The organism is Spirochaetota bacterium (assembly GCA_017999915.1).
Lineage (GTDB): Bacteria > Spirochaetota > UBA4802 > UBA4802 > UBA5550 > RBG-16-49-21.
The window spans coordinates 242,446-265,544 of record JAGNKX010000002.1; the positions used below are offsets into that span (position 1 = coordinate 242,446).

Here is a 23,099-nt window from a genome sequence, read left to right on the forward strand (position 1 = left end):
CATGAAACAAGTATTGTTAACACCGGACATGAGCTGCAAGCACTGCAAGATGACCATCGAAAACGCGGTCAAAGGGCTGCGGGGCGTCAGCAATGTCAACGCCGATCCGGATACGAAAAAAGTTGAAATTGATTTCGATGAAACCTTGGTCACCATTGACGCCATCAAGCGCGCCATTGAAGAGGCCGGTTACGAAGTGAAATAGTTTTCCCTGTCACAGCCCCTATTGATCTCCGCCTTGGATGCTCTTTCAGGCGGTAAATATTTACATAAGATAAATATTCAACCCCGCCGAGGGCCAAACCGCGGCATTTTCATCATTATTTTTTCACTCGCAGCTGGATAATTCCCGGAAAAGTAAGTATAATAATTTTACAAAAGGAGTCATCCATGCTCGTAACAAAAGAATTAACATCTTCCAACATGAGCGGCGGCCACAGCAAGGCGACCATCGAAAACGCCATAAACTCTCTCGGGGGCATTGAGAAGGTAGTGGCGAACCCGTTCACGAAAAGGGTGACGGTGGAATTCGACGAGTCGTCGCTGACCGTGGAGGACATTCAGCATACCATTGAAAATGCCGGTTTCGAAGCGGAGATCGAGGCTGATTCGATGCAGTAGGCTTCATGTCTCTCAGGGGCAGGAGGGCAGCCAGCTTTCCAGTGCGGCGCCCACGGTTGACGCGGTCCCGTAACTCGCTCCGCCCCAGCCCGCGTCGCTGAAGGCCTTTGCCACGACGTCAGCCCCGGCCGCCCAGGCTCCCGTGTTCATTTCAAGCAGCAACACCCTCTCATCGGCAAGGTCGCGGAGCCGCGCCGCGGCCCAGGACAGGTTCTTACCGTGACTGCATTTATAATCGCGGATGTAAACGATGAAATCATTAATCGCGTTGAGGTCATAGCCGGCATATATCCGCTGGCCGGGATCGGCAAGCTTCCTGATCAGGAAGACCGTGGAAAAGGTATGCAAGATGCCGTAGGTGAAGGCCGGCGGAGGGCTGCTGTCCATCTGGCTTTGCCGCAGTTCGCCATGGCCCCAGCCGAAGGGGAGCGCGTTGAGGTCCAGCGAAGTATCCTGGCAGAACCAGACCGGTTCGACCATTCCTCCGGCCCGGGTGACAAGGTCCTGCGAGTGCCACACCGGCACCAGGGTGTCCCATTCGTCGTGGACGACCAGGAATTTTGTGGAAAGCTTCCCGGCAAGGGCGGCCGTGGTCCAGGTGTCCCAACCGGGAGTCGCGTACATCCTTTCGAGATAGGCCTGATAGAATGAAACGTACTGGCTTTCCTTTGTGGCGTCGGCAATGACGGGGATGTCGACGGTCACGTAACGCTCGAACTCCTTGAAGTCAACGGGCGGATAGAGCGCCACGCCAGCCGAAGGGACCGCCCCGGCCGGAGCGTTGGCCGCGCCATAGAGGGCCTCAAAGCCTCCCCAGGAGCCGCCGTAGATGCCGAGCCGGGCCGTGTCGGCAAACCCGGAATCCGCGAGAAATCTGAGCCCCGCGGTCATGTCGTCCACATCGTTCTGCAGGTTGCCCTTCGTGTAAAAACGCCCGAAGGCGTGGAGCACGCCGAAACCGTTAATCGAGAATATCGTGGCGCCTTCAATATAGGTCCGATAAGAGTATAGGGCCGTGCCCGTGGGAGGAGTGTCGCCGTTCCAGGTGATCCCGTCATAGGGATTGGTCATGACCACCGCGGGCTTTAGGCCCCCTTCCGGGGACGGGATCCACATGGCGTAGGCAGGCTCTTTTCCGTCGTAATCCAGCCTGAGGAGATAATACGGCTGGCTTCGGCTGTCGATCCTCTCCACGCCGCTTCCGAGCAGGGTCGCACCGGCCGGCAGGGTGATCGCCGGCGCCGGATTCGGGAGGAAAAGGAGCGCCAGAAGAGCGCCGGCGCCGTCATTTTTTTCCGAACAGCCGGATAAAGCGATCGCCGCCGACAGCAGCAATGAAAGCAGAAGAATGTTTATTTTCAAGAATTTCATAACGGCAAACCATAGTAATATACAAAATAATCAGCGCCTGTCCAATAAATTTCTTTAAAAAAACATCGACGTATCAAGATTCTCATTGCGGGCGCCATTGCATCGGCACAGGCTTGTTATTAAAACAACAATAACTGCATTGTTGAAAAATAAAACTTCATCCCTTCTCATGAGGTTAGGTCGTCATTAACACATGGCGGGAAGGGGGGAAGGTGTTGAGATCATCAATAGGGAAACCCTCTCCATTTTATGGAGGCAGCAGCTAGTACATCCGTGTACGCTGCTGCATGCGCGACATCCTGTCGCTTAGTGTACGCGGAGCGCGGGTGAGATCAAATGATTTCGGGCCGGGGGATGAGGGTAAATTGATATTGTGGAGCGCGGGCGGGGTCTAATGCGCCTCCTCCCAGCTCTTGCCGACGCCCACGTCGACCCTGACAGGCACCGCCAGGTCCAGGGCGTGCTCCATCCGGTCTATGACCATCTTTTTCGCCGCCTCCAGCTCCTCCTCCGGGACCTCGAAGACGAGCTCGTCGTGGACCTGCATGATCATCCGCGTCTTCATGTTGCTGCTCCTGATATCACCGCTGATGTTGATCATGGCTATCTTGATCATGTCGGCGGAGGTCCCCTGTATCGGAGTGTTGATGGCGATGCGCTCCGCGCCCTCGCGGCGGAAGGAAGTGTCCGAATCGATCTCGTCGATGGCGCGCTTCCTGCCGAGCATGGTCGCGACAAAGCCGTTGACCCGGGCGAACACTATGGTCTCGTCGATGTATTTCTTGAAGCCGGGATAGGTCTCGAAGTAGATGCGGATGAACTCGGCCGCCTCCTTCATGCCGATCTCGGCCTGCTGGGAGAGGCCGAAGGGCGACACGCCGTAGATCGTGGCGAAGTTGATGACCTTGGCCTGGCGCCGCATGTCGGCCGTGACCTCTCCGATGGGCACGGCGAAGACCGACGACGCGGTCATGGCGTGGATGTCGATCCCCTCGTTGAAGGCGCGGATCATGTTCGCGTCGCCGGAGAGGTGGGCGGCCACGCGGAGCTCGATCTGGGAATAGTCGGCTGACAGGAGGAGGCATCCCTTCTCCGGCACGAAGCCGCGGCGTATCTCCTTGCCCATTTCGTCGCGGACCGGGATGTTCTGGAGGTTCGGTTCGGACGAGGATAGCCTGCCCGTGGCCACCACGGTCTGGTTGTAGGAGGTGTGGATCCTGCCGGTCTTCGGGGAGACAAGCTTCGGCAGCGCGTCGATGTAGGTGTTCTTGAGCTTGGAAAGGGTCCGGTACGATATCAGGCGGTCGATGATGGGATGGCTCCCCTGCAGCGACTCCAGCACCTTGATGTCGGTGCTCAGGCCAGTTTTCGTTTTACGCTGGGGCTTCAGGCCCAGCTTTTCGAAGAGCACGTGGGAGAGCTCCCGCGTGGAATTTATGTTAAAGCTCTGCCCGGCGGCTCCGTAGATCTCCTCCTCTACGTTCTTCAGCAGCTCCCGGTTCTTCACCTCCAGCTTTTTGAAATAGGCGGTGTCGATCTTCACTCCGGCGCGCTCCATTTCCGCCAGCACCGGCACCAGGGGCATCTCGATGTCGTTGAAGAGCGGGGACAGGTCCTCGTCGTCGATCTTTCTTTTAAAAATGTTGTAGAGCCGGTAGGTCACATCGGCGTCCTCGATGGCGTATTCGGATATTTTATCCAGGGGGACTTCTTCAACAGGGATCGCGCTCTTGCCGGTGCCCACCAGCTCCTTGAAGGTTATGGTCTTGTAATTGAGATATTTTCCCGCCAGGTCGTCCATGTTGTGGCGGCGGTCGTTGGGCGAGAGAAGATACGACGCCACCATGGTGTCAAAGGCGACGCCGGCCAGGCCGATGCCGTAGTTTGCGAGCACCAGCAGGTCGTACTTGATGTTCTGGCCGATCTTCCGCACCTTCGGGTCGGTGAGAAGGGGCTTCAGCTGGGACAGGGAGCGCGAGGGGTCCATGTACTCCTCGCTGAACATCCCCCGGGAGAGAAGCGGCAGGTACCACCCTTCCCTCTCCCGTATGGAAAAGGACATGCCCACGAGCTTGGCCTCGACTGGCGCGAGGGACGTCGTTTCCGTGTCGAGGGACACCTCCCCGGCCCTGCGGATGAGACCGATCATCTCCTCGATATCTTCTTCGGTCCTGATCACGCGATACCGCTTCTCCTCTTTTTCCTGCGCCTTCGGTTCGGCCGCCGGTTCCCTGCCCGCGCTCTCCCCGAAGAAATCCTTTATGATGGAGGTCATCTCGAGCTTCCTGAAATAGGGCACGGCGGCGTCGGGACTGATGCCGCTGAATCCGAATTCCGAAATGTCATGATGAATGGAAAGGTCCGTCCGTACCGTGACGAGATCGCGGCTCAGGTAGGCCATCTCCTTTTCACGGACCAGTGTCTCCTTCTGCTTCCCCTTCACCTCGTCGATACGCTCGTACAGGCCGTCAAGGCTGCCGTATTCCGCGATCAGCTTCTGCGCCGTTTTCTCGCCGATCCCCTTCACGCCGGGCACGTTGTCCGAAGCGTCGCCCACCAGGGCCATGTAGTCGATCACCTGGTCGGGCCGCACGCCGAGCATCTCCTCAACCTCCTTCGGACCGTACACCTCGTACTCCGATATCCCCTTCTTGTTGGCGTAGATCCTCACGTCGTCGCCCACCAGTTGGTAGGCATCCTTGTCGCCGGTGACCAGCATCACCTCCACGTCTTTCGCGGCGTACTTTTTCGCCATGGTGCCCAGCACGTCGTCGGCCTCGAAATCGGCCTCCTCGATGCGGGGGATCCCCAGGGTCTCGATCATCTTCTTGATCTCGTCGATCTGTGAGCGGAGGTCCTCCGGCATCTTCTGGCGGTTCGCCTTGTACTCCGGGTACAGGGCGAAACGGAAGGATTTCTTCGGCGGATCGAAGGCCACCGCCAGGTAATCCGGCTTCTGGTCTGCGATGAGCTTGAGGAGCATCCGGGCGAATCCGAAGATGGCCGAGGTGTTCTGGCCGTCGCTGTTCAGCAGGGGGCTGCGGATGAAGGCGTAATAGGCCCGGTAACAGAGGGCGTGGCCGTCGATGATAAAGAGGCGTTTTTTCATGTTGCTGTCTCCCGAAATCCGAACCTATAACCATTCAATCGCATGCTTTTCTAAAACCGTTATCCTTTCCTTGAGGCGTTTTGAAATATAGAGGTTTACCTTGTCGTCCGCGAGGATCACGTCGATCTCGCCGTGCTGCTTCAGAAATTCCCGCGCCTTTTCAAGGCCCATCACGAAGATTGCGGTGGCATAGGCGTCCGATAGCGCCGCGCTCTTTGATATCACCGATACGGATGTGAAGGTCTTCGTGGGATATCCGGAGCGGGGGTCGATGATATGGTGGTACCTCACGCCATTGCGCATGACAAAACGCTCGTAGTCGCCGCTCGTGGCTATGGCGTCCATGTCCTCCAGGTCTATGGTGAGAAGGATGGCGTCCTTGCGGGGATGGCGGAGTCCCGTCACCCATGATCCGAAGAATTTCTTGCCGAAGACCTGCAGGTCGCCGCCGGCGTCGACAATGCCTGCCTTCACCCCCTTGCCTTTGAGAGCCTCGACCCCCTTCATCACCGCGTAACCCTTGGCTATGGCGCCCAGGCCGATCTTCACGCCGGGCCGCGCGAAGGATATACTCTTGCCATCAGGATTCAGAATGATGTTCTTCGACCCCACCAGGGGAAGCAGGATGGCCACAGCGCCGGGCGACGGCGGCGTAAAATTCTTATCCTTATAGTTCCAGAGGCCCTCCAGGGCGGCGAATGTTATATCAAAGCACCCCCCGGTCTCAGCGGATAGATCGACCGACCTCTTTATGAGATCCCTGGTCTCCCCGGTCACCGTCACAGGGCCGGCTGACCCTCCATGGTTAAGCCGGTAGAGGTCGCTTTCGGGCCTTACCGGGCTCAGGAGCTTCTCTATGCGCTCTATCTCGCCGAAGGCGGCCCCGGCCGCCGCGCCCGCCAGTTCCGTGTCGCACACCATGGTGAGATTCACGGAGGTCCCCATCAGGGGCCTGGTCACATGGTTGACCGGCTTCTGACAGGACAGGAGGATGAGCAGTAATATCGGCAGGGCAATTCGATTCATGGCCGACGCTCCATACTATTAAGGTAGATTTACGTCTGGATAAAATAATCGAAAAGCCTTTTCATTTTCAAGGATAAAACAGGGAATCCGATGAATATATTTACGTTTTGAAGGAGCTCCCAAAAATCAATCGCATTGAAAATCAATCTCCCTACAAACAAAAAGCCCCGCTTCGCATGGAAAACGGGGCTGTCGAGTATCTTCAATGACGCACATCGATTATTGCGGAAGGGTACGTAAAAAACCCACCCTTTCAATGTACCAGTCCTCGATATGGCCTATGACGTCCTTTGGATGATTATCCTTGTCCCAGGTGAATATCTCGACACCGGTAATATCAAAATGGTCGAAACCCTTGAGAACACCGTAATAGTTCCACTGGCCCTTCCCGGGAATGGTTTCGCCGTCCCAATCGACGATGCTGTCCCTGACGCCGCTGTAACCCGCCGGATAGAGCCAGGGCCCGTTCATCGAGTTGGTATTGACCACGCCATCATTGGGCCACCAGGAGCTGTCTATGGGAACGCGATCACTGACATCCATGTCATAAAAATCGCCGTCGCGGGCGCGCCAGTAACCGCGATACCGCTCGTCATTGCAGGTATAGGCCCCCATCATCGGGCCGGTGATGAACCAGGCGATGAAATTATCCGCGTCGCACTCGTGATAATATTCACCGTTATCGCGCATCAGCGGCGACTTCGAAGGATGGCTCGATATGCCGGCAAAGGAAAAATAATAGGTGCTGCCCTGCGCGTGGACCCAGGCGTTCTGCTCCATGCATCCTTCGGGGCTCAGGTCCCAGAGGCAGATATCCTTCATGTCCCCGCTGAAATATGTTTCCGCGGCCTCGTTCACCCGTGCGAAATATTCCTTGATCGATTCGCCCTTCTGCCGCGGGATGACGCCGAACTGGTCGAGCTTGAAATCGTAAATATTGAAAATGGTCCGGGACGAGTCGACGCCTATCACCTCGAGCACCCCGATGAGTAGCTCCTGGACGAAGGGAATGAGCTTGACCACGCCGTTGGCCAGGGTCGTGCCGTTGTGAACGCCGGCCATGGTGGAGATGCTGCTGACCATGTTTTTCGTTTCAACCCCGCCGGTGAAGAAGGGAGATATCGGCTCCTGGCCGGTGTAATCGGCGTTTCTTTCATCGGCATATCCCTGTTCCATGAGCTGGGAGAAGACCCGCGCCGTCATGGCTCCCTGGCTGTGGGCTATGATGTGGATCTTGCGGTTCGGGCCGGCCTTGCCCCAGTTGTAGAGCAGGGCTTTTCCGGTAAAGTCGCGGCCAAAACGGGCATGGTTGTGCTTTTTCGAATGGGCCAGGCCGTAATCCACTCTGACACCCCTGAGCTGGGCATAGAGCTCGCAGGCGCGGTCCCAGTTGCTTGAAAAGGGACCCACCACGGCGGTGTAACAATCAAATCCCGCTGTTTTAAGAATCTCCTGCAGATCGTTGTATCCGCCCCAGTAGTAATGGCCCACGGGACCGGCGAGCTCATCCCTGCCCCACCCGATAAAACCGTGGAGGAGCACAACGGGATACTCATTGCCGGGGGTGGAATCCATCGCGGGATCCGTTCCGGTGGCATCGGAGGCTGTCATATCAGATACTGTCGAATCCGATGTACCGTTCTGAGCATCGGTGTCGGACGCTGAGCTGAATGGAAAGAAAGGTATGCTGTTCTTCTTTTCTTCACAACCAGTAAAAAACATGGTCGCGAACAGGAACGACAGGTAAATCAGGCTCTTTGCAATTCTTCTCATTTATCCCCCCTTCCTCAATGAATTATTATATGGCTCATTGTATCTTTATTGAGTTAAAAACACATAATAAACCGGCTATCCGGTTTATACCAATTGTAAAATATTTTATTTCAATTGTCTGGCCAGGAATGGATAAATCTAAAATTGTCTAATAATGAGTGGGAGGGCAGAATGATGTCAATTGATGTGAAATCAACACCGATAACTATCGCTGTTACGGCATCAGGATAAAGGTAAAAGTGACTTTTAGACAGATAGTTATCGGTGAAGGGCTGCTCTGACCCCCAGAGTGTACCGATAGTTATCGGTAAACAACCATTTACTTTTTCAGTCTATGCTGATTGAGCCAGGCTATGACATCACTGAACACCTCATCTCGGTTCAGCTCGTTCAGAGTCTCATGGCGGGCACCTTCGTAAAACTTATAGGTCACCTCACCGATACCGGACTTTACCAGGGAGTTATACACCTGGAGCACACCCCTGGTATTGGCCCCGACCGGATCCATGGAGCCGGAGAAAAGGTATATGGGCAATTCCCTGGGAATCTTCGCGACATTCCTGTCATCGCTGATAAAGGCAAGGCCGCTGACAAGGTCGCAGAAAAAGCCGGCGGTAAAAACATCGCCGCAGTAGGGGTCCGCCACGTATTTATCAACCTCGGCGTTGTCCCGCGAAAGCCAGTCGAATTTGGTCCTGTTCGGTTTGAAGGCGTTGTTGTAAGCTCCGAAGGAAAGCTTGTCCAGGAGAGGGCTTTTTGTTTTTTTGCCTTTCCAGGCCGCATCTATTTTTGCCACTAACAGTCCCACTTTGCCAAGAAGGCCGGGATCGCCGGCGGTTCCGGATAGGATAAGGCCCTTGATGTCATTGCCATGGAGCATCGCGTAGTTTCTCGAAAGGAACGATCCCATGCTATGGCCCAGAAGGAAAATCGGTAACGCCGGGTTCTCTTTTTTAATAAGGGTGGTAAGCACATGCATGTCGTCAACGACCTTGTTCCATCCATCCACGTCCGCGAAGAATCCGACATTCTCAAGGGAGCCCGCCGTTTTTCCATGGCCGCGGTGGTCATTGGCATACACGGCGTAGCCGGCCTTGACCAGCTCCCCGGCAAATCGTTCATACCGCGCCCCATGTTCAGCCATTCCGTGGGCAATCTGTAGAGCCGCCTTGATGTCTTGTTTCGAATCGGGCATCCATCGATACGCGAATATCTTTGTGCCGTCAGCCGCCTTAAAGGTAAAGGTATCGCTTTTCATAGGATAAAGCCTCCTCGCATGAACTTCTTTTTTTTCTTCCATTAACAAATCCGGAAAACTCATTTAACGGCATCATAATAAAGAACATACTTGATTTTTGCAATAAAAGCCTGTTTAAATTATCGAAAAATGATTTACCTGGGAATTTATGCCAATACCCCATGAAAAGACTTTAACGACAGATGGATTTATTGCAACGCATTTATCATCCTTCTGAATAATTAATTCCCGCTCCATTGCGTATAATGGACTAATTCATTAATTTTACTGCATCAATAATGCACAGTAATGGATATCCTGCAACGGAACAACATATCCAATATTTAACCGGGTAACGCTTTTCGATACTCATCGTAAAATAATGTTTACCAAATGATAAAAAATAGGTTGATAAAATACATAATCCATGTATGAGTTCATAAAAACTAGGGGTTATGTGAGGTGTACGTTGAAAAAGTATCGCTATCCTGTGATAAGTCTGTCTCTTTCTCTTGAAGCCTTCGCCTATACGCTGCCGGTATCCATCCTGGCGTATTTTATGATCATTGCATGTAATTTCTTCTCTTCTCTCGCCATATTCATTCCCGCGGCCCTTTTTGGTTCAATTGTTACACTGATTCCCGGAATGATCATCCGATGGCTGAAGCTCAGGAAAAGCTTTAACATATTAAAGAACCCTGACAGGCCCGACGAGGAGAATCTCCATGCAATCAAGCGCGCATTGCTTGACCATCCGCGATACGAAGCCAAATCACTCCCGGTGCGTTATTTCTTCGGCATCGGAAGTGTCATTGTGATCCTGGCCATTGCCGGCGAGATGAACCAGATGCGCTACATCATGACGGCAGTGGGACTTGCCATGGCTATTCCGATCAACATGGTGTTTTTCATGCTCCAGTCTGAGATAAGCCTTTCACAATACCTTGCCGACAGCCGCCTCGCGGGAGTCATCCTGGAAAAAGACGAATGCCGGTCCCTCCCCATATTCAACAAGATTCTCATGGTCCTCATTTCTATCCTTCTGCCGCCCCTGGCGATTTTTATTTCCTTCATTTCCCTGATGAACCTGAAGCTTCTCCAGCTGGACAACCTGGTCGTTCACTTTGTATTTATAACGATAATGATGATAACCGCGTCGGTGATCACGGCGTATTACCTTGCCCGGTCATTGAGAAAAACCGTATCCGCCATGGAGAAATCCCTGGACGGCATCGCCCGCGGCGAGCTGAACGATTATTTCGTCCCGATGATCACGACCGACGAGGTAGGCGCCATGAGCGGCTACATGAACTCCCTGAAAGTAAAGATCAAAGGCGTGATAACCCTCATCCAGTCCATGTCCCACGAGCTCACCCTATCTTCGGCGGAAATGGCCAATACCGCGGAAAACGTGTCGCAGCAGAGCCAGTCGACCGCGGCGACCATCGAGGAAATATCATCGTCCCTGGAGGAGATATCCGCCGGGGGAGAATCCATATTCAGCAGCATCGAGTACCAGAACAAGCGGACCCATATACTCATCGATAACGTCAACAGGATGCACGCCATCATCACGGATGAAGGAATGGAAATGGAAGAGGCGATGAAGGTCAAGACCGACCTGGACATGAACATCGAAGAGGTAAAGGAAAAGATCAATGACACGATGGCCCTGATGAAAACGGCCACCCAGGACGCCGGCCGCATGCTTGACTACACGGGCCTCATAAACGAGATATCCGACCGCACCAACCTCCTCAGCCTCAACGCCAGCATCGAGGCCGCCCGAGCCGGCGAATACGGCAAGGGGTTCGCGGTCGTGGCCGACGAGATCGGCAAGCTCGCGGAACAGGCCGGCGAAAACACCAAGAGCATCTCGGAAATCGTCAAAACCACCAACTTCAGCATGGAGAAGTCCTCCCAGGCCCTGAGCGAGGCCATATCGAAGATCGAGAGCATATTCGAAGGTCTCCGCTCCTTCGGCACCATGGTCGATTCCATCGGCAACCTGACGCGCCAGGACCTTGAGATCAACAACGTCCTCAAGGAAGACGCGGAGCATTTCCTGGATCGCGCCAATGAAATCCTGAAGGCGATGGAGGAGCAAAAATACGCCGTCGATGAGATCGTCAAGTCGATCACGGTGATCAACGCCACCACGCAGAGCAATTCAGCCTCCAGCGAGGAGTTGACCGCCGTATCGGAAACCATCGCGGAAAACGCCAGGCGCCTTAAAGGCGAGATCGAGTTTTTCAAAATACAGCACGCGTAACAGGGCGCGTCGCCGATGATGATCACCCTCGACGGGGGAAAATGCGGCAGGTGTCTTCTCTGCGTCAGGTATGAGAGCGTGTAAAACATTATGCGGCAAAATGGGGCCGTCTCAGAAGCCCCATTTTATTTGCCCCATCCCATTATTTCTTTTCATGTAGTTAAAGGCAGATAGGAATCGATCCAGGTATTTACACATAGAAAAGCGCGAAATTAATCAGCATATCATCATAAAATCCTCCTCCCTTTACAATTCTGCTCTGCCCGCCCTCCCCATATATTATGTCACATTAGATGTAAAACCTTGATCAATTATTAAATAATGACGCCATGTATAATTATATATTTATATATTTTAATAATATTGATTATTTTAATTTATAATATTTCTATTTTTTTGAATTTTATATTATTTTTTTATTGACTTTTCTCTATATAGCGGTACTTTAGAGATATAAATAATGACGCCATGTACAACACAATGTACTGGAATATTAGCCAATAATCCTGATCGATGATTCATTTTAGAAGTTCTCTTGTTATTTTGATTCTGGCTTATTAGAAAAAAGATGACCGGACGGTTTTTATTTACTCTAGCTATTTCAAGCAGGAATCTTTTGAATGCAACTCCCCGGCTCAATGTATTGGCCGTGAGAGATATTCTCAAAATATAAGAGGATATAATTATGGATCAGAACACATCAATTGTTTGGACATTCCTGTTTCTCGCCTACAAGAACGGGCTTCTGGAAAAAAACCTTCAACTGCTGAACGGGGTACTGGATCCCCATACGGACCTGGGCCTTGTGCTGGCATCAATGGAGGACAGCCTCACGGAAGCGGACAGGGCAAAGATCAACGTGCTCATACTGGACAAGGCTCTGCCGATGCTGAAAACGATAACCGATGAAAAATTCATCGAAGGGACCCGCATACTGATGGACATCCTTCAGCCTGCCCTGGTGCGCATCGTGCAAAACGCCAACTATGACGTCGCCTTGCTCAGTGAAAGACTGAGCGTGGTCGTTCGACTGCTGCTTTCAATCAAGCCGCTGGCCCTGCTGATGGCGCCTGCCGTCATAGACCTGGCGCTCGCCCAGAAGCCCAGGTTTAGCGTCCGCTTTCTCCTGCGGAGACTGAGAAAAAAAATAATAAAAGCGCAAGGAGAGGTACGATAATGAGCACCTACAAAGATCTTCTCCGAATTGTCGGAACTGAAAACACCAATACCAATCGGAACGCCTGCACGGCCTACTCCCACGACGGCAGCTTTATATTCGGCGAGGAAGCATCATGCGTGGTGACCCCCAGGACTGCGGAGCAGGTCCTGGAGATAGTGAAGCTCGCCAACAGCGAGAAGTTCCCCCTCGTCCCCGTTTCTTCGACCGGTCCGAGATTCAGGGGAGACACGGTGCCGAAACAGAAGGGGGCCGTCGTGGTCGACCTGAGCCTCATGAAGTCGATCGTGCGTATCGACCGCAGAAGCAAGACGGCCCTGGTGGAGCCCGGCGTCACCTTCGGTGAGCTGATCGACGCGGCTGCCGCCAAGGGCCTCAGGGTGGCGGCTCCCCTTCTCCCGAAGAAAACGAAATCGGTGGTCGCCAGCATGCTCGAGCGGGAGCCGACGACACTGCCGAAATACCATTGGGACATGCAGGACCCCCTCTGCTGCGTGGAGGTCATATTCGGATCGGGCGACCTGTTCAGGACGGGGGCCGCGGCCGGTCCCGGCTCCATCGAGCAGCAATGGGCGTCGGGGCAGGCGCAGAAAAGCCCCATGGGACCCGCCCAGACCGACTGGGCGAAGATCATCCAGGCTTCGCAGGGCACCATGGGCATCGTAACCTGGGCCTCGGTCAAGCTCGAGCTCAAGCCGCAGGTTGAAAAGGCCTTCATCGTCGGCGCGTCACGTCTGGACGACCTGGTTGATTTCGCCTACGCATTGACAAGGACACGGTACGCCGATCACTGCTTCATTTTAAATAATGTCGATTGCGCGGCGATAACCGGCGGCAAACCGGACAAGGCAATGCCCGCCTGGGTCCTCTTTTACACCATTTCCGGATACGAGCGCTTCCCCGAGGACCGCGTCCGGTACCTGGAAAAGGACATTGACGATATCGCGGCGAAATTAAAGGTGCGCCCGTCGCAGGAAGTCGGATCGCTGAAGGCCGACGCCCTGCTGAAGCTCATGGGCAAACCGAGCGACGATCCTTACTGGAAGATGAAAAAATCCCATGGGTTCCAGGATATCATGTTCCTGAACACCCTGGACCACTCTTCCAATTTTATAAACGAGATACAGCAGCTGTCGAAGTCTTTCGGCATCGCCGGCGACGCCATCGGCATATACCTGCAGCCGCTCCAGCAGGGAAGGATCTGCCACAACGAATACACCGTCATGTACGATCCCGGCAATCCGGAAGAAGCGAAAAAGACGCAGGCCTTCTGCGAAAGCGCGACGAGGAAGATCCTCGACATGGGCGGATTTTTCTCCCGGCCCTACGCGGAATCGGCTCAGGCGGTCTATGAAAAATGCCCCGACGCCGTGGCGGCCCTGCACAAGGTCAAGAAGATACTGGATCCGAGGGGCGTGATGAACCCCGGAAGACTCTGCTTCAATTAAAATTTATATCAAACTGATAGGTGCCACTATGAACCTGCAAGAATTGAAAAGGGATATGGAAGGTTGTTCAAGATGCTCTAACTGCAAATGGGTCCCCCATCTCCAGATAAAGAGCTGGCGTTACGCCAAGGTATGCCCGTCCATCGACCGCTATAATTTTCACGCCTATTCCGGCGGCGGCAAGATGATCATGGCGAACTCGATCCTGTCGGACAGGACCGAGATGACCGACGGCGTTTCGGAGATCGTATACCGCTGCCAGCTGTGCGGCGCCTGCCAGGTCTCATGCCAGGCCTACCGCGACGACATCGACCTCGCAGACGTGCTCCTCGAGTTCAGGTCCCACTGCGTCGAAAACGGCTTCGTCCAGCCGGAGCACCTTGATATCATTGAAAGCATGAAGCGCGAAGACAACACCATGAACATGCTGAAGGCCGACCGCGGCAACTGGGCCGCCGGCCTGGATATTCCAGACATCAACACCGCAAAGGTGGACGTCCTCTTTCACGCGGGCTGCCGGTATTCGTACGACAGGGACCTCTGGGACACCCTGCGGTTTACCGCAAAGCTCCTGCTCCAGAACGGCATCAAGATGGGGATCGCGGGCCGCGACGAGTCGTGCTGCGGCGGACGCGCCTATGAAATCGGATACCAGGGCGAGATGAGGAACTACGCCGACGACATGGCCAGCCGGATCAAGGCGTCCGGGGCGCGTTACCTGGTGACGCCCTGCTCCGATTGTTATTACGCCTTCAAGTATCTTTATCCGAAAAACGGCAAGCGGCTGGGGGTCGAGGTCCTTCATATAACGGAATACATCGATTCCCTTATCAAGAAAGGGGCCATACATCCCCTGAAAAAAATCCCGCTCAAGGTCACGTACCATGATCCCTGCCACCTGGGAAGAAGGGGCGAAATATACAAGGAATGGCACGGCGACGACAAGCTCATGAGGCCGGTCAAATACAAGCAGACGGGCCGGTACGGGATCTTTGATCCGCCCAGGGACATACTGAAAGCGATCCCGGGAGTGGAACTCGTTGAAATGGAGCGCATCCGAGAGTACAGCTGGTGCTGCGGCGCCGGCGGCGGAGTCCTGGAATACGACCCTGATTTCGCGAAATGGACCGCGAAAGACCGCCTGGACGAGGCGTTGTCCACCGGCGCCGACGCCCTGGCGACGGCCTGTCCATGGTGCGAGCGACTGTTCAGGGACACCGCGACGGAAAACAACATCGACATCAAGATACTGGATGTGAACGATATACTGGGTCAATCATTAGGAGTGTTATGATATGTTAGAATGTAAAATTTTATCAGACAAAGCCTATGAGGAAATGGAAATAGTTATCGGGAAAGAGAATATTTCCCGGGAACCGTCCCTCCTGGATTCCTATGCCTGGCAGCCGGCGATCAACCTCGGCACCGAGCCGTGGATCCCGAGACCGGCGGCCGTTGTCCTTCCTCAGACCACAGAGGAAGTGCAGAGCATAGTCAGGATCTGCAACAAACACGGTATAAAATACAAGGCCCATTCGACCGGCTGGGCCGCGTGGGGCGGGCCGGGCGAACAGGGAGTTGTGCAGATAGATCTCAGGCGTATGAACCGCATAATCGAGATCAATGAAAAGAACATGTACGCGGTTGTAGAGCCGTACGTGTGCTGCTCGCAGCTCCAGGCGGAGGCCATGAAGCACGGTCTTAACTGCCATATCATCGGCGCCGGGCCCAACACGTCGCAGCTTGCCAGCGTCACGTCGGCGTGGGGATACGGCTGGACGGGCCTCTATACGGGGTTCGGCGGCAGGAACCCGCTCGGAGTCGAGTGGGTCCTTCCCGGCGGCGATCTGCTCCACGTCGGCACTCCCGGCTCCGGCGCGGGATGGTTCTGCGGCGACGGCCCCGGGCCGAGCCTGCGGGGCGTCATGCGCGGCTGGGGCGGAACCACCGGCGGCCTGGGCGTCTTCACGAAAGTCGCCGTGAAGCTCTACCCCTGGCCCAGCGGTCCGCGGAAGCCGCGTTTTACAGGGATTCTCAGCGACATTTCCCCTGACTTCGAGCTGCCGAAGACTCACAAGGTCTACTTCCTGTTTTCCAAAAGCTACGAGGATTTCACCAATGTCGCTTACGCCATCGGCGACAGCGAGATAGGCTATATCCACTGCAAGGGCTCGGTGGGGGCCATGTTCGGACTCCTCGCGCCGAGGGCGCTGCGGATCCTCCTGGATACGCCGGGATTCCGCACGATCATAAAATCGTTCCAGCACATGACCCTCTTCGCCATTGCGGCCCAGACCGACGGGGAATTCGAATACCAGGAAAAGGTCATCAAGAAAATCATGGATGAAACCAACGGCATCCTCGTCGACGCGAGCTATCTCCCCTTCCACGGCTCCTTCTGGTGGGGACTGCACCGGTCCATCTACCCGGCCATGGCCTTCCGGCCCGGCGGCGCCTTCATCACCAGCATGGGGAGCAGCGAGATGTACGAGTGCTGCGTGAAACAGGCCAAGATCGGCGAGCAGTTAAAGCAGCGATTCATCGATAACGGCACATTCATCGACGACATGGCCGACTGCACCTGGGGCGGCATATACGAGGGGACAAGCAACTGGGGTCACCTGGAGGAGATCGGCATGTTTGACCGCCGGAAGCCGCAGACGGAAAAGCAGAGGTACGAATTTCTCTATGCCACCACGGACGCGACGATCAAGGATACGCTGGGCTTCGGCCTTTCATCCATGGAAAACCAGATGTACAAGTGGCTCGGCCCTATGATGTTCAACTATCATCTCTGGCAGGCGCGCATCAAAGAGGCCTTTGATCCGAATAACGCCTCCGACGGGTCACATTACGTTCCGCCCATCAAGGAGCTCGAAAAGGATATGGTGGGTTATAAACCTCCGGTCATACTGGGGGACAGAGAGAGTCTAAAAAATTAAAGAGGGGCTTGTCATGAACAGCGGAAACGACATTCTGGTATATGCTGAATTAACCGGTAAGGCCGGGATAGACCAGGTTTCCCTCGAGTGCCTGGGCATCGGAAGGACCCTGGCCGATAAAACGGGCTGCAGGCTCACCGCAGTGCTCATCGGCAGCGAAATATCAGCCGCCGCCGACGAGCTGGCGCACTATCCCGTTGACGAGATTTTCACGGCCGATTCCCCGGCCTTGAAGCACTACATCCCGGAGCTGTATCAGCACGTGATGAAAAACCTTTTCTTAAAGATGAAACCGCGGGCGATCATTTTCGGCAACACCCTGGCCGGTCTCGACCTCGCCCCGCGGCTTTCCTTCGACCTGGGCGCGGGCCTGGTCACCGATTGTATCGCCCTGGCGTTCGAGAACGGGCGTCTGGTGCCGACCAAGCCGGTATACAGCGGCAATGTCATGGCCGAGTACCGGATCGAGTCTGACCTGGCCATCGTGACCGTCAGGGCCAGGTCGCAGGATCCGGCGGAGCGCCGAGAATCTGCGGCCGCCAAAATAGTGCCGGTACCGGAGCTGATCGTCGAAAGCGACACCGTCGTCAAGGTCCTCGAAAGGGTCGTGGCCGAGAACGAAGGACCCCAGCTTGAGGACGCCGATATCATAGTCGCCGGCGGCCGCGGCATCGGGAGCAAGGAAGGCTTCCGGATCCTATCGGACCTGGCAAAGACGATCGGCGCCGTCGTCGGCGCCAGCAGGCCGCCCTGCGATCTTGGATGGGTGGATTCCAACGCGCAGGTCGGCCAGACCGGCGAGATCGTCCGTCCCTCGGTGTATTTCGCGGTGGGGATATCGGGATCGACGCAGCACATCGTCGGCATGTCGGGGTCCAGGACGATCATAGCCATCAACAAGGACGCCCAGGCGCCTATTTTCGACATCGCCGATTACGGGATCATCGGCAACTACGAGGAGATAATCCCGGCTTTCAGCCATGCAATAATAGCAAGTAACTGACGGAGTAGAGCCATGCGCATAATTGTATGTATCAAACAGGTTCCCGATCCGGAAGGTCCGCCCTCCTCCTTCATCGTCAATGCCGATACTAACAGGGTGGAGCCGAAGGGGATACCGCCCGTACTTAGCATTTTTGACGAGAACGCCCTTGAAGCCGCCCTGAGGATCAAGGAGGCGGCAGGGGGTCAGTGCACAATTACCGTACTCTCGCTGGGCAAGAAAATATCCGACGCGGTCATGCAGAAGGCCCTGGCGGTCGGCGCCGACGAGCTTTTCAAGGTGGAAGACGAGTCGCTGGATCCCGCCGATTGCGACAGCTTCCGCACGGCTGACGCCATTGCCGCGGCCATAAAATCCATCGGTGAATATGATCTTATACTCGTTGGGCGGCAGGCGGCGGACTGGAACGCGGGCCAGACCGGCATAGGAGTCGCCTGCATCCTGGGTCTTCCGGTCATAACCATGGCCCGAAAAATCATAATCAACGACAACGGCGTCCGGGTCGAGCGGCTTATACCCGGCGGTTACGAAGTGGTACAATCGCCAATGCCTGCCGTTGTCATGGTGAGCAATGAAATCGGCCAGCTGCGGTATCCCACCATGATCCAGAGAAGGGAGGCAAAGTCAAAGCCTATCACGCACTGGAACGCGGAGAAGATCGGTTTTAACGGCGAAGCGGCCAACAGGGTCGTCATCCGAAAACTATACGAGCCGGAGGTAAAAAAGAGAAGATGCTCCGTTATCGAAGGCGAGTCCCTGGAAGAGGCAGGCAAGAAACTGGCGGAGCGTCTCAAGGCGGACAAGATCATTTAGCGCAGCAGCAGTGACATATAGCGGTAGAATTATCATCAGTGAATCAGACATGTTTTATAAGTGAATCATGACGGCAGGCTTCGCTCATGATTTACTGTATTTATGGAGGAGCGTCCGGCCGGACGGTTCTTGCATGATCGCTTATAAAGCATGTCTTAAAATAAAACAGGAAGGATGCGCAACTATGGCACACTACAACATTGCAATCGTAGGTGGAGGGCCCGGGGGCTCCTATGCCGCGAAAACGGCGGCGGAGAACGGGTTGAAAGCGATTTTTTTTGAAAGGGGAAAGGTCCCCGGAGATAAAAACGCCTCAGGGTGCGGCCTCGGACAGAGGTGGTGGAGGGATTTCCCCGCCATGATGGATAAGATATCCTTACTACCTTCGTTCCGGGAAATAACCCATTGCGCCTTTGTCATAACCGATGTCGATGACCGGCACATCACCACCATTGTCACGGGGCGAAACGCACGGCCGGAAGGGCGTATCATGTACAAGGGCAAGGGGCGAGCCTGGACCGGAGCGAGCATATACCGGTCGGACCTGGACAAGTTTCTCGCCGATACCGCCTGCGCCGCCGGGGCGGAGCTCCGAACGTCGACTCTGGTCACGGACCTGATCATGGAAAACGGACAGGTCAAGGGAGTGATCACGGATAAGGGCGAGAAGATCACGGCGGATGTCGTCATCGGGGCGGACGGCGCCCACTCGATGGTGGCGATCAAATCCGGGATACGCAAGCGGTGGAAAAAGAACGAGGTGACCCTGGTGCCCCAGGTCGATTTTTCCTGCAATGAATCGAAGATGGACGATATCATCGGCGCCGCCGAGTGGGTCTGGTTCGGGCCCTACTGCGGGGCTTACCAGGTCAATTTCAGGGACGGCTTCCACCTCGGCGCGGGGCAATGGCTTGACATATACAATGAAAAGCCGGTCGAGCTTCTTAAAAAAGTCCTGAAGATACCGCAGTTCCAGAAGATGTGCCGCTCCGTCGACGCCGAGCTGCGCGAGTTCCAGGTGCACCTACTTCCCTGGATGCCGCAGCCGGGCACCAAGACATACGGGAACGGCGTAATCCTGATAGGCGATGCCGGCGGGTTCCCCTGCCCCCTGGAAGGCGAAGGCGTGTGGCATGCCTGCTGGACCGGCAAGATAGCGGTCGAGACGATCGCAACCGCACTCAGCAAGGGAGACGTTTCCGCAAAGGGCCTCGGCGATTACGAGCGCAGATGGAAGGATTCCCCGGTGGGCCGGGAATTCGAATACGGCCATGAATTCGTGAATTTCTGGCGGAACAGCGCCTTCGACCCGGAATTCATGAAAAAAATCGTCGTTCTTCTCGGCGAATTGCAGACCCTCAACGGGCCGAGCATCGTGTTCGACTGGAGCGACGACCACATGACCACGATCAACGAGCACCTGGGATACTTCCTGGACGCCCTCGCGGACCCGCAGGTCAGGGCCTTCGGGCGTAATTACCTGACGCCCATGGGAAGGGGCATCACCAGGGAGAACATGGAAAAAATCGCGAGCATGCTCGCCCCGGCCATCGCCAGCAAGATAAAGATACTGCCGGAGAAAATGATCCGGAACATGCTTGTAAAAAAACTGTGCAAGAACCGGGTCTCCGGCGTCGATCGGCTCGCTAATTAATGAGGGAGGAACTACCATGAGCGGTACCAACAATTTTGATGTATCCAATTTTGTCGCCCAGAAATACGTGTCACGGGTCGCCAACGCAGACACGGGGGATTTCATAACATACGACGAGTCCAAATGCAACGGCTGCGGCCAGTGCAACCTGATCTGCGCTGCGAACATATGGGCCGTGCCGAAAGACAAGAAGACCAAGCTTTCGCCGAAGTATCGGGAGCTCTGCTACGAATGCGCCGCGTGCTATGCCGTGTGCGAGCAGGACGCGATCGGATTCAAGTACCCCAAGGGGGGCACCGGCATCGTCATCAAGTACGGATAGAGCTGTCCCATCCAAAAAATTCATCGAGTATAACATATGGAGGATATTAAATGAACAATAAACACTATATCGCCATAGCCATGGCTCTGGCATTCCTCGGGCCGCTTCCGCTATTTTCCGACGGCCCGTGGAAGGTGAAAAAAAACAGGAATGGCATAACCGTCGAGACAAGGAAAGCGGATGGGTATGACGTCGATGAGTTCAAGGCATCCGCCACACTTGACATGCCCTTTGACAAGGCGGTCGAGATCCTGAGAGACGTGCCGAATTACACGCAGTGGATGTATAAATTACTGGTCTCCAAAACAGTAAGCGAAACATCGCCGCAGTCGAAAGTCGTCTATATGAAGCTCGACCTGCCATGGCCGGCCAGGGACAGGGACATGTATGTGCGGACCACGGAAACCCTGGACGAGAAAAAAGGATTTTTCGAAAGCAGCAGCGTCGGAGTGGACGGATATCCTCAATCCGAATGCATACGCATGAAGAGGGTAACGATCACCTGGACCCTGACAGGCGTCGGGTCCGATAAAAGCAAGACCCATGTGGTATATTCAAGCAAGGGGGATCCCTCGGGAAAGCTGCCCGCCTGGATATGCAACCTGGGTAGCGTGGACGGTCCATATGAAAATTTATCGAACCTCAAGTTCAAGTACAGAAAGAATTGAGGCGGCATTAAAAGAAACCATGAATATGCCCGGGAGGATATGATAAAAGTATAAATATTTTTTATCAAGGTCTGATGCAGCGTGCTTCTGTCCCGCAGATCCGGTTCACAGGGTTTGCGGGTTTTTTTTGAAGAACTTTTTCATGGTACTTGTGCGTCGGCCAGTGATCCATCCGGCAATCCACGGCGCGCCGGCCCATAAAGCCGCCGAAAAGAAGGGGGAGTCCGTCAATCCTGCACATTTATATAATTGAGCATGCTGTGGAGGAAAATTCCCATATTCTCGGAGAAGACATCCTTGGAACAGTTGATGAATCCGCCGAAGAGCATGAATATCGAATAACTGACCGTGGTGAGAATTATCTCCGCCGTTATCAGGGGATCGAAGCCCTGGCAGGCGTCATCCTGCTGCTGCTCCGTTATCTTTTCCTGTATGGGCTTGCTGAACTGGACAAACATCTGTTCATAGAACTTGCTCAGCTTTTCGCTGTAAAAAACGCCCTGCAGCAGGGTCCAGCTGAAGGAGGAGTATTTGTCGAAAATATTGACGATGATCGAGCTGATGCGGATCAGCTCGTCCATTGAGGTCACGTCCAGGTTTGCCGCGATAAAATCGACGATACTGGTCTGGTCGCGGTTCTGGTAAAACATATCGAACATGATGGCCTCGATGATATCGTCCTTATCGGTGAAATACTGGTAAAAGGTGCCCCTGCTGTATCCCGCCTTCTGGGCGATATCGGCTATTTTCGTATCGAAGTATCCGTACCGTGAGAATTCCTCTTTCGCCATGTTGATGAGATCCCGCTTTGTCTTTAACAGCGCCGCTTTCCTGATTTCCGATTTCCTTCTCCGCACATGCAGGGCCTTTTCGTCAAAATTCAATACCGAGAAAAGTATCAGCGATATATGCCTGGAAAGGGCATCCGGTGCGCAATGTATGATCCCTATGGAGTATATGAATATTGAAAGGAAAAACAGGATCGACAGGATCTGCGCCAGTATCATCGGATCCATGCGGGAAACGATCCCATGAACCCGCTTCTCCTTGATCCGCTCTGAAAAAACGTCCCTGATAGTATAGGATATCCTGGCGAATAGATTGAAAAGATCCTTGTTGTGAACCATTCCCTGCACAAAGGCTTTGAACAGGCCGGCAGATTCCAGGATGACCGATACGATGAGCCGCAGGTCCCTGTCAAAATACTCATAATTTTTCGGGCTCAGGAACGCGTGATTGTTTTTATCGTTGACGATCGCTGAAATCTTCTCTTCTATCTGGCCGATGAGAATTGAAAGAATGCTCTGCTTGTTTTTATAATACAGGTAAAAGGTCCCATGGCTGACGCCGGCCCTTTTTGTAATGGAATCAACGCTCGTGTTGAAATAGCCATTTTGATTGAATTCAACAATGGCCGCATCCAGCAGAATGTCCTTTTTTTGCGCCGATGGTATTTGTTGTATTAATTCCTTTTCCACTGCCCCACCATATGCGTCAGGCCCCTTGAGCAGCCACTTTTGCCTCCATGCACCCCATCGACAGAGGACAATGGCTCCTGTTGAACTTTCCATTATATATATCTGCTGATCAAGTTATAAACTTTCTTGACTGTTAAAAAAAAGATTGTTATATTGTATTACAAAAATAAAAAGATATTTTTTAA

Annotated in this window: 18 protein-coding genes; 12 read left to right on the forward strand and 6 right to left on the reverse strand. The window is 54.2% G+C overall.

The window, feature by feature from the left end; all coding sequences use genetic code 11:
• The first annotated feature begins 1 nt into the window (after position 1).
• Together KA369_05140 and KA369_05145 are read left to right on the forward strand one after the other, a co-directional pair.
• Complete coding sequence (locus tag KA369_05140) at positions 2-205, forward strand: heavy-metal-associated domain-containing protein (GenBank protein ID MBP7735341.1); 204 nt, start codon at positions 2-4, stop codon at positions 203-205.
• Positions 206-390: 185 nt separating this feature from the next.
• Complete coding sequence (locus tag KA369_05145) at positions 391-621, forward strand: heavy-metal-associated domain-containing protein (GenBank protein MBP7735342.1); 231 nt, start codon at positions 391-393, stop codon at positions 619-621.
• A gap of 12 nt (positions 622-633) precedes the next feature.
• Here KA369_05145 and KA369_05150 read toward each other — a convergent pair whose 3' ends face one another.
• The 5 genes from KA369_05150 to KA369_05170 form a co-directional block, all read right to left on the reverse strand.
• Positions 634-1,992: a prolyl oligopeptidase family serine peptidase gene (locus tag KA369_05150; protein ID MBP7735343.1), complete on the reverse strand. Its 1,359-nt coding sequence runs from the start codon at positions 1,990-1,992 to the stop codon at positions 634-636.
• Positions 1,993-2,383: 391 nt separating this feature from the next.
• Entirely contained in the window at positions 2,384-5,101 is a 2,718-nt protein-coding gene (gene polA / locus KA369_05155) for a DNA polymerase I (GenBank protein MBP7735344.1), read from the reverse strand.
• Between the two features lie 24 nt (positions 5,102-5,125).
• Positions 5,126-6,127: an FAD:protein FMN transferase gene (locus KA369_05160; protein MBP7735345.1), complete on the reverse strand. Its 1,002-nt coding sequence runs from the start codon at positions 6,125-6,127 to the stop codon at positions 5,126-5,128.
• A 219-nt stretch (positions 6,128-6,346) separates the two neighbouring features.
• Complete coding sequence (locus KA369_05165; GenBank protein ID MBP7735346.1) at positions 6,347-7,900, reverse strand: lipase; 1,554 nt, start codon at positions 7,898-7,900, stop codon at positions 6,347-6,349.
• 319 nt (positions 7,901-8,219) lie between these two features.
• Positions 8,220-9,158 carry a lysophospholipase gene (locus KA369_05170; protein MBP7735347.1) on the reverse strand — a complete coding sequence of 313 codons (939 nt, stop codon included), beginning with the start codon at positions 9,156-9,158 and terminating at the stop codon, positions 8,220-8,222.
• 448 nt (positions 9,159-9,606) lie between these two features.
• On the opposite strand from KA369_05170, the gene KA369_05175 reads away from it, so the two are divergent.
• From KA369_05175 to KA369_05220, 10 genes are all read left to right on the forward strand, one after another.
• Positions 9,607-11,409: a hypothetical protein gene (locus KA369_05175; protein ID MBP7735348.1), complete on the forward strand. Its 1,803-nt coding sequence runs from the start codon at positions 9,607-9,609 to the stop codon at positions 11,407-11,409.
• Between the two features lie 685 nt (positions 11,410-12,094).
• Entirely contained in the window at positions 12,095-12,586 is a 492-nt protein-coding gene (locus KA369_05180; GenBank protein MBP7735349.1) for a hypothetical protein, read from the forward strand.
• On the forward strand, positions 12,586-14,034 hold the full coding sequence (locus KA369_05185) for an FAD-binding oxidoreductase (GenBank protein MBP7735350.1): 1,449 nt from the start codon (positions 12,586-12,588) through the stop codon (positions 14,032-14,034). The genes KA369_05180 and KA369_05185 overlap by 1 nt, the downstream gene beginning before the upstream one ends.
• Positions 14,035-14,062: 28 nt before the next feature.
• Positions 14,063-15,328: a (Fe-S)-binding protein gene (locus KA369_05190; protein ID MBP7735351.1), complete on the forward strand. Its 1,266-nt coding sequence runs from the start codon at positions 14,063-14,065 to the stop codon at positions 15,326-15,328.
• Position 15,329: 1 nt separating this feature from the next.
• Positions 15,330-16,976: an FAD-binding oxidoreductase gene (locus KA369_05195; protein ID MBP7735352.1), complete on the forward strand. Its 1,647-nt coding sequence runs from the start codon at positions 15,330-15,332 to the stop codon at positions 16,974-16,976.
• A gap of 13 nt (positions 16,977-16,989) precedes the next feature.
• A complete protein-coding gene (locus KA369_05200) occupies positions 16,990-17,979 on the forward strand; it encodes an electron transfer flavoprotein subunit alpha/FixB family protein (protein ID MBP7735353.1) in 990 nt (329 codons plus the stop codon).
• A gap of 12 nt (positions 17,980-17,991) precedes the next feature.
• Entirely contained in the window at positions 17,992-18,792 is an 801-nt protein-coding gene (locus KA369_05205) for an electron transfer flavoprotein subunit beta/FixA family protein (protein ID MBP7735354.1), read from the forward strand.
• Positions 18,793-18,976: 184 nt separating this feature from the next.
• Positions 18,977-20,446, forward strand: a complete 1,470-nt coding sequence (locus KA369_05210) for an NAD(P)/FAD-dependent oxidoreductase (GenBank protein ID MBP7735355.1) — start codon at positions 18,977-18,979, stop codon at positions 20,444-20,446.
• Between the two features lie 16 nt (positions 20,447-20,462).
• On the forward strand, positions 20,463-20,768 hold the full coding sequence (locus KA369_05215) for a hypothetical protein (GenBank protein MBP7735356.1): 306 nt from the start codon (positions 20,463-20,465) through the stop codon (positions 20,766-20,768).
• 50 nt (positions 20,769-20,818) lie between these two features.
• Positions 20,819-21,436: a hypothetical protein gene (locus KA369_05220; protein MBP7735357.1), complete on the forward strand. Its 618-nt coding sequence runs from the start codon at positions 20,819-20,821 to the stop codon at positions 21,434-21,436.
• A gap of 227 nt (positions 21,437-21,663) precedes the next feature.
• Here the strand turns inward: KA369_05220 and KA369_05225 are convergent, their stop codons facing one another.
• On the reverse strand, positions 21,664-22,914 hold the full coding sequence (locus KA369_05225; GenBank protein ID MBP7735358.1) for a TetR/AcrR family transcriptional regulator: 1,251 nt from the start codon (positions 22,912-22,914) through the stop codon (positions 21,664-21,666).
• Positions 22,915-23,099: the final 185 nt, after the last annotated feature.

What these genes read in the sequence shown, in the direction of transcription:
- KA369_05140 (MBP7735341.1), top strand. Translation starts at nt 2, where the DNA reads ATGAAACAAGTATTGTTAACACCGGACATGAGCTGCAAGCACTGCAAG.
- KA369_05150 (MBP7735343.1), bottom strand. Translation starts at nt 1,992, where the DNA reads ATGAAATTCTTGAAAATAAACATTCTTCTGCTTTCATTGCTGCTGTCG.
- polA (MBP7735344.1), bottom strand. Translation starts at nt 5,101, where the DNA reads ATGAAAAAACGCCTCTTTATCATCGACGGCCACGCCCTCTGTTACCGG.
- KA369_05210 (MBP7735355.1), top strand. Translation starts at nt 18,977, where the DNA reads ATGGCACACTACAACATTGCAATCGTAGGTGGAGGGCCCGGGGGCTCC.
- KA369_05190 (MBP7735351.1), top strand. Translation starts at nt 14,063, where the DNA reads ATGAACCTGCAAGAATTGAAAAGGGATATGGAAGGTTGTTCAAGATGC.
- KA369_05200 (MBP7735353.1), top strand. Translation starts at nt 16,990, where the DNA reads ATGAACAGCGGAAACGACATTCTGGTATATGCTGAATTAACCGGTAAG.
- KA369_05215 (MBP7735356.1), top strand. Translation starts at nt 20,463, where the DNA reads ATGAGCGGTACCAACAATTTTGATGTATCCAATTTTGTCGCCCAGAAA.
- KA369_05205 (MBP7735354.1), top strand. Translation starts at nt 17,992, where the DNA reads ATGCGCATAATTGTATGTATCAAACAGGTTCCCGATCCGGAAGGTCCG.
- KA369_05220 (MBP7735357.1), top strand. Translation starts at nt 20,819, where the DNA reads ATGAACAATAAACACTATATCGCCATAGCCATGGCTCTGGCATTCCTC.
- KA369_05165 (MBP7735346.1), bottom strand. Translation starts at nt 7,900, where the DNA reads ATGAGAAGAATTGCAAAGAGCCTGATTTACCTGTCGTTCCTGTTCGCG.
- KA369_05195 (MBP7735352.1), top strand. Translation starts at nt 15,330, where the DNA reads ATGTTAGAATGTAAAATTTTATCAGACAAAGCCTATGAGGAAATGGAA.
- KA369_05180 (MBP7735349.1), top strand. Translation starts at nt 12,095, where the DNA reads ATGGATCAGAACACATCAATTGTTTGGACATTCCTGTTTCTCGCCTAC.
- KA369_05145 (MBP7735342.1), top strand. Translation starts at nt 391, where the DNA reads ATGCTCGTAACAAAAGAATTAACATCTTCCAACATGAGCGGCGGCCAC.
- KA369_05170 (MBP7735347.1), bottom strand. Translation starts at nt 9,158, where the DNA reads ATGAAAAGCGATACCTTTACCTTTAAGGCGGCTGACGGCACAAAGATA.
- KA369_05160 (MBP7735345.1), bottom strand. Translation starts at nt 6,127, where the DNA reads ATGAATCGAATTGCCCTGCCGATATTACTGCTCATCCTCCTGTCCTGT.
- KA369_05185 (MBP7735350.1), top strand. Translation starts at nt 12,586, where the DNA reads ATGAGCACCTACAAAGATCTTCTCCGAATTGTCGGAACTGAAAACACC.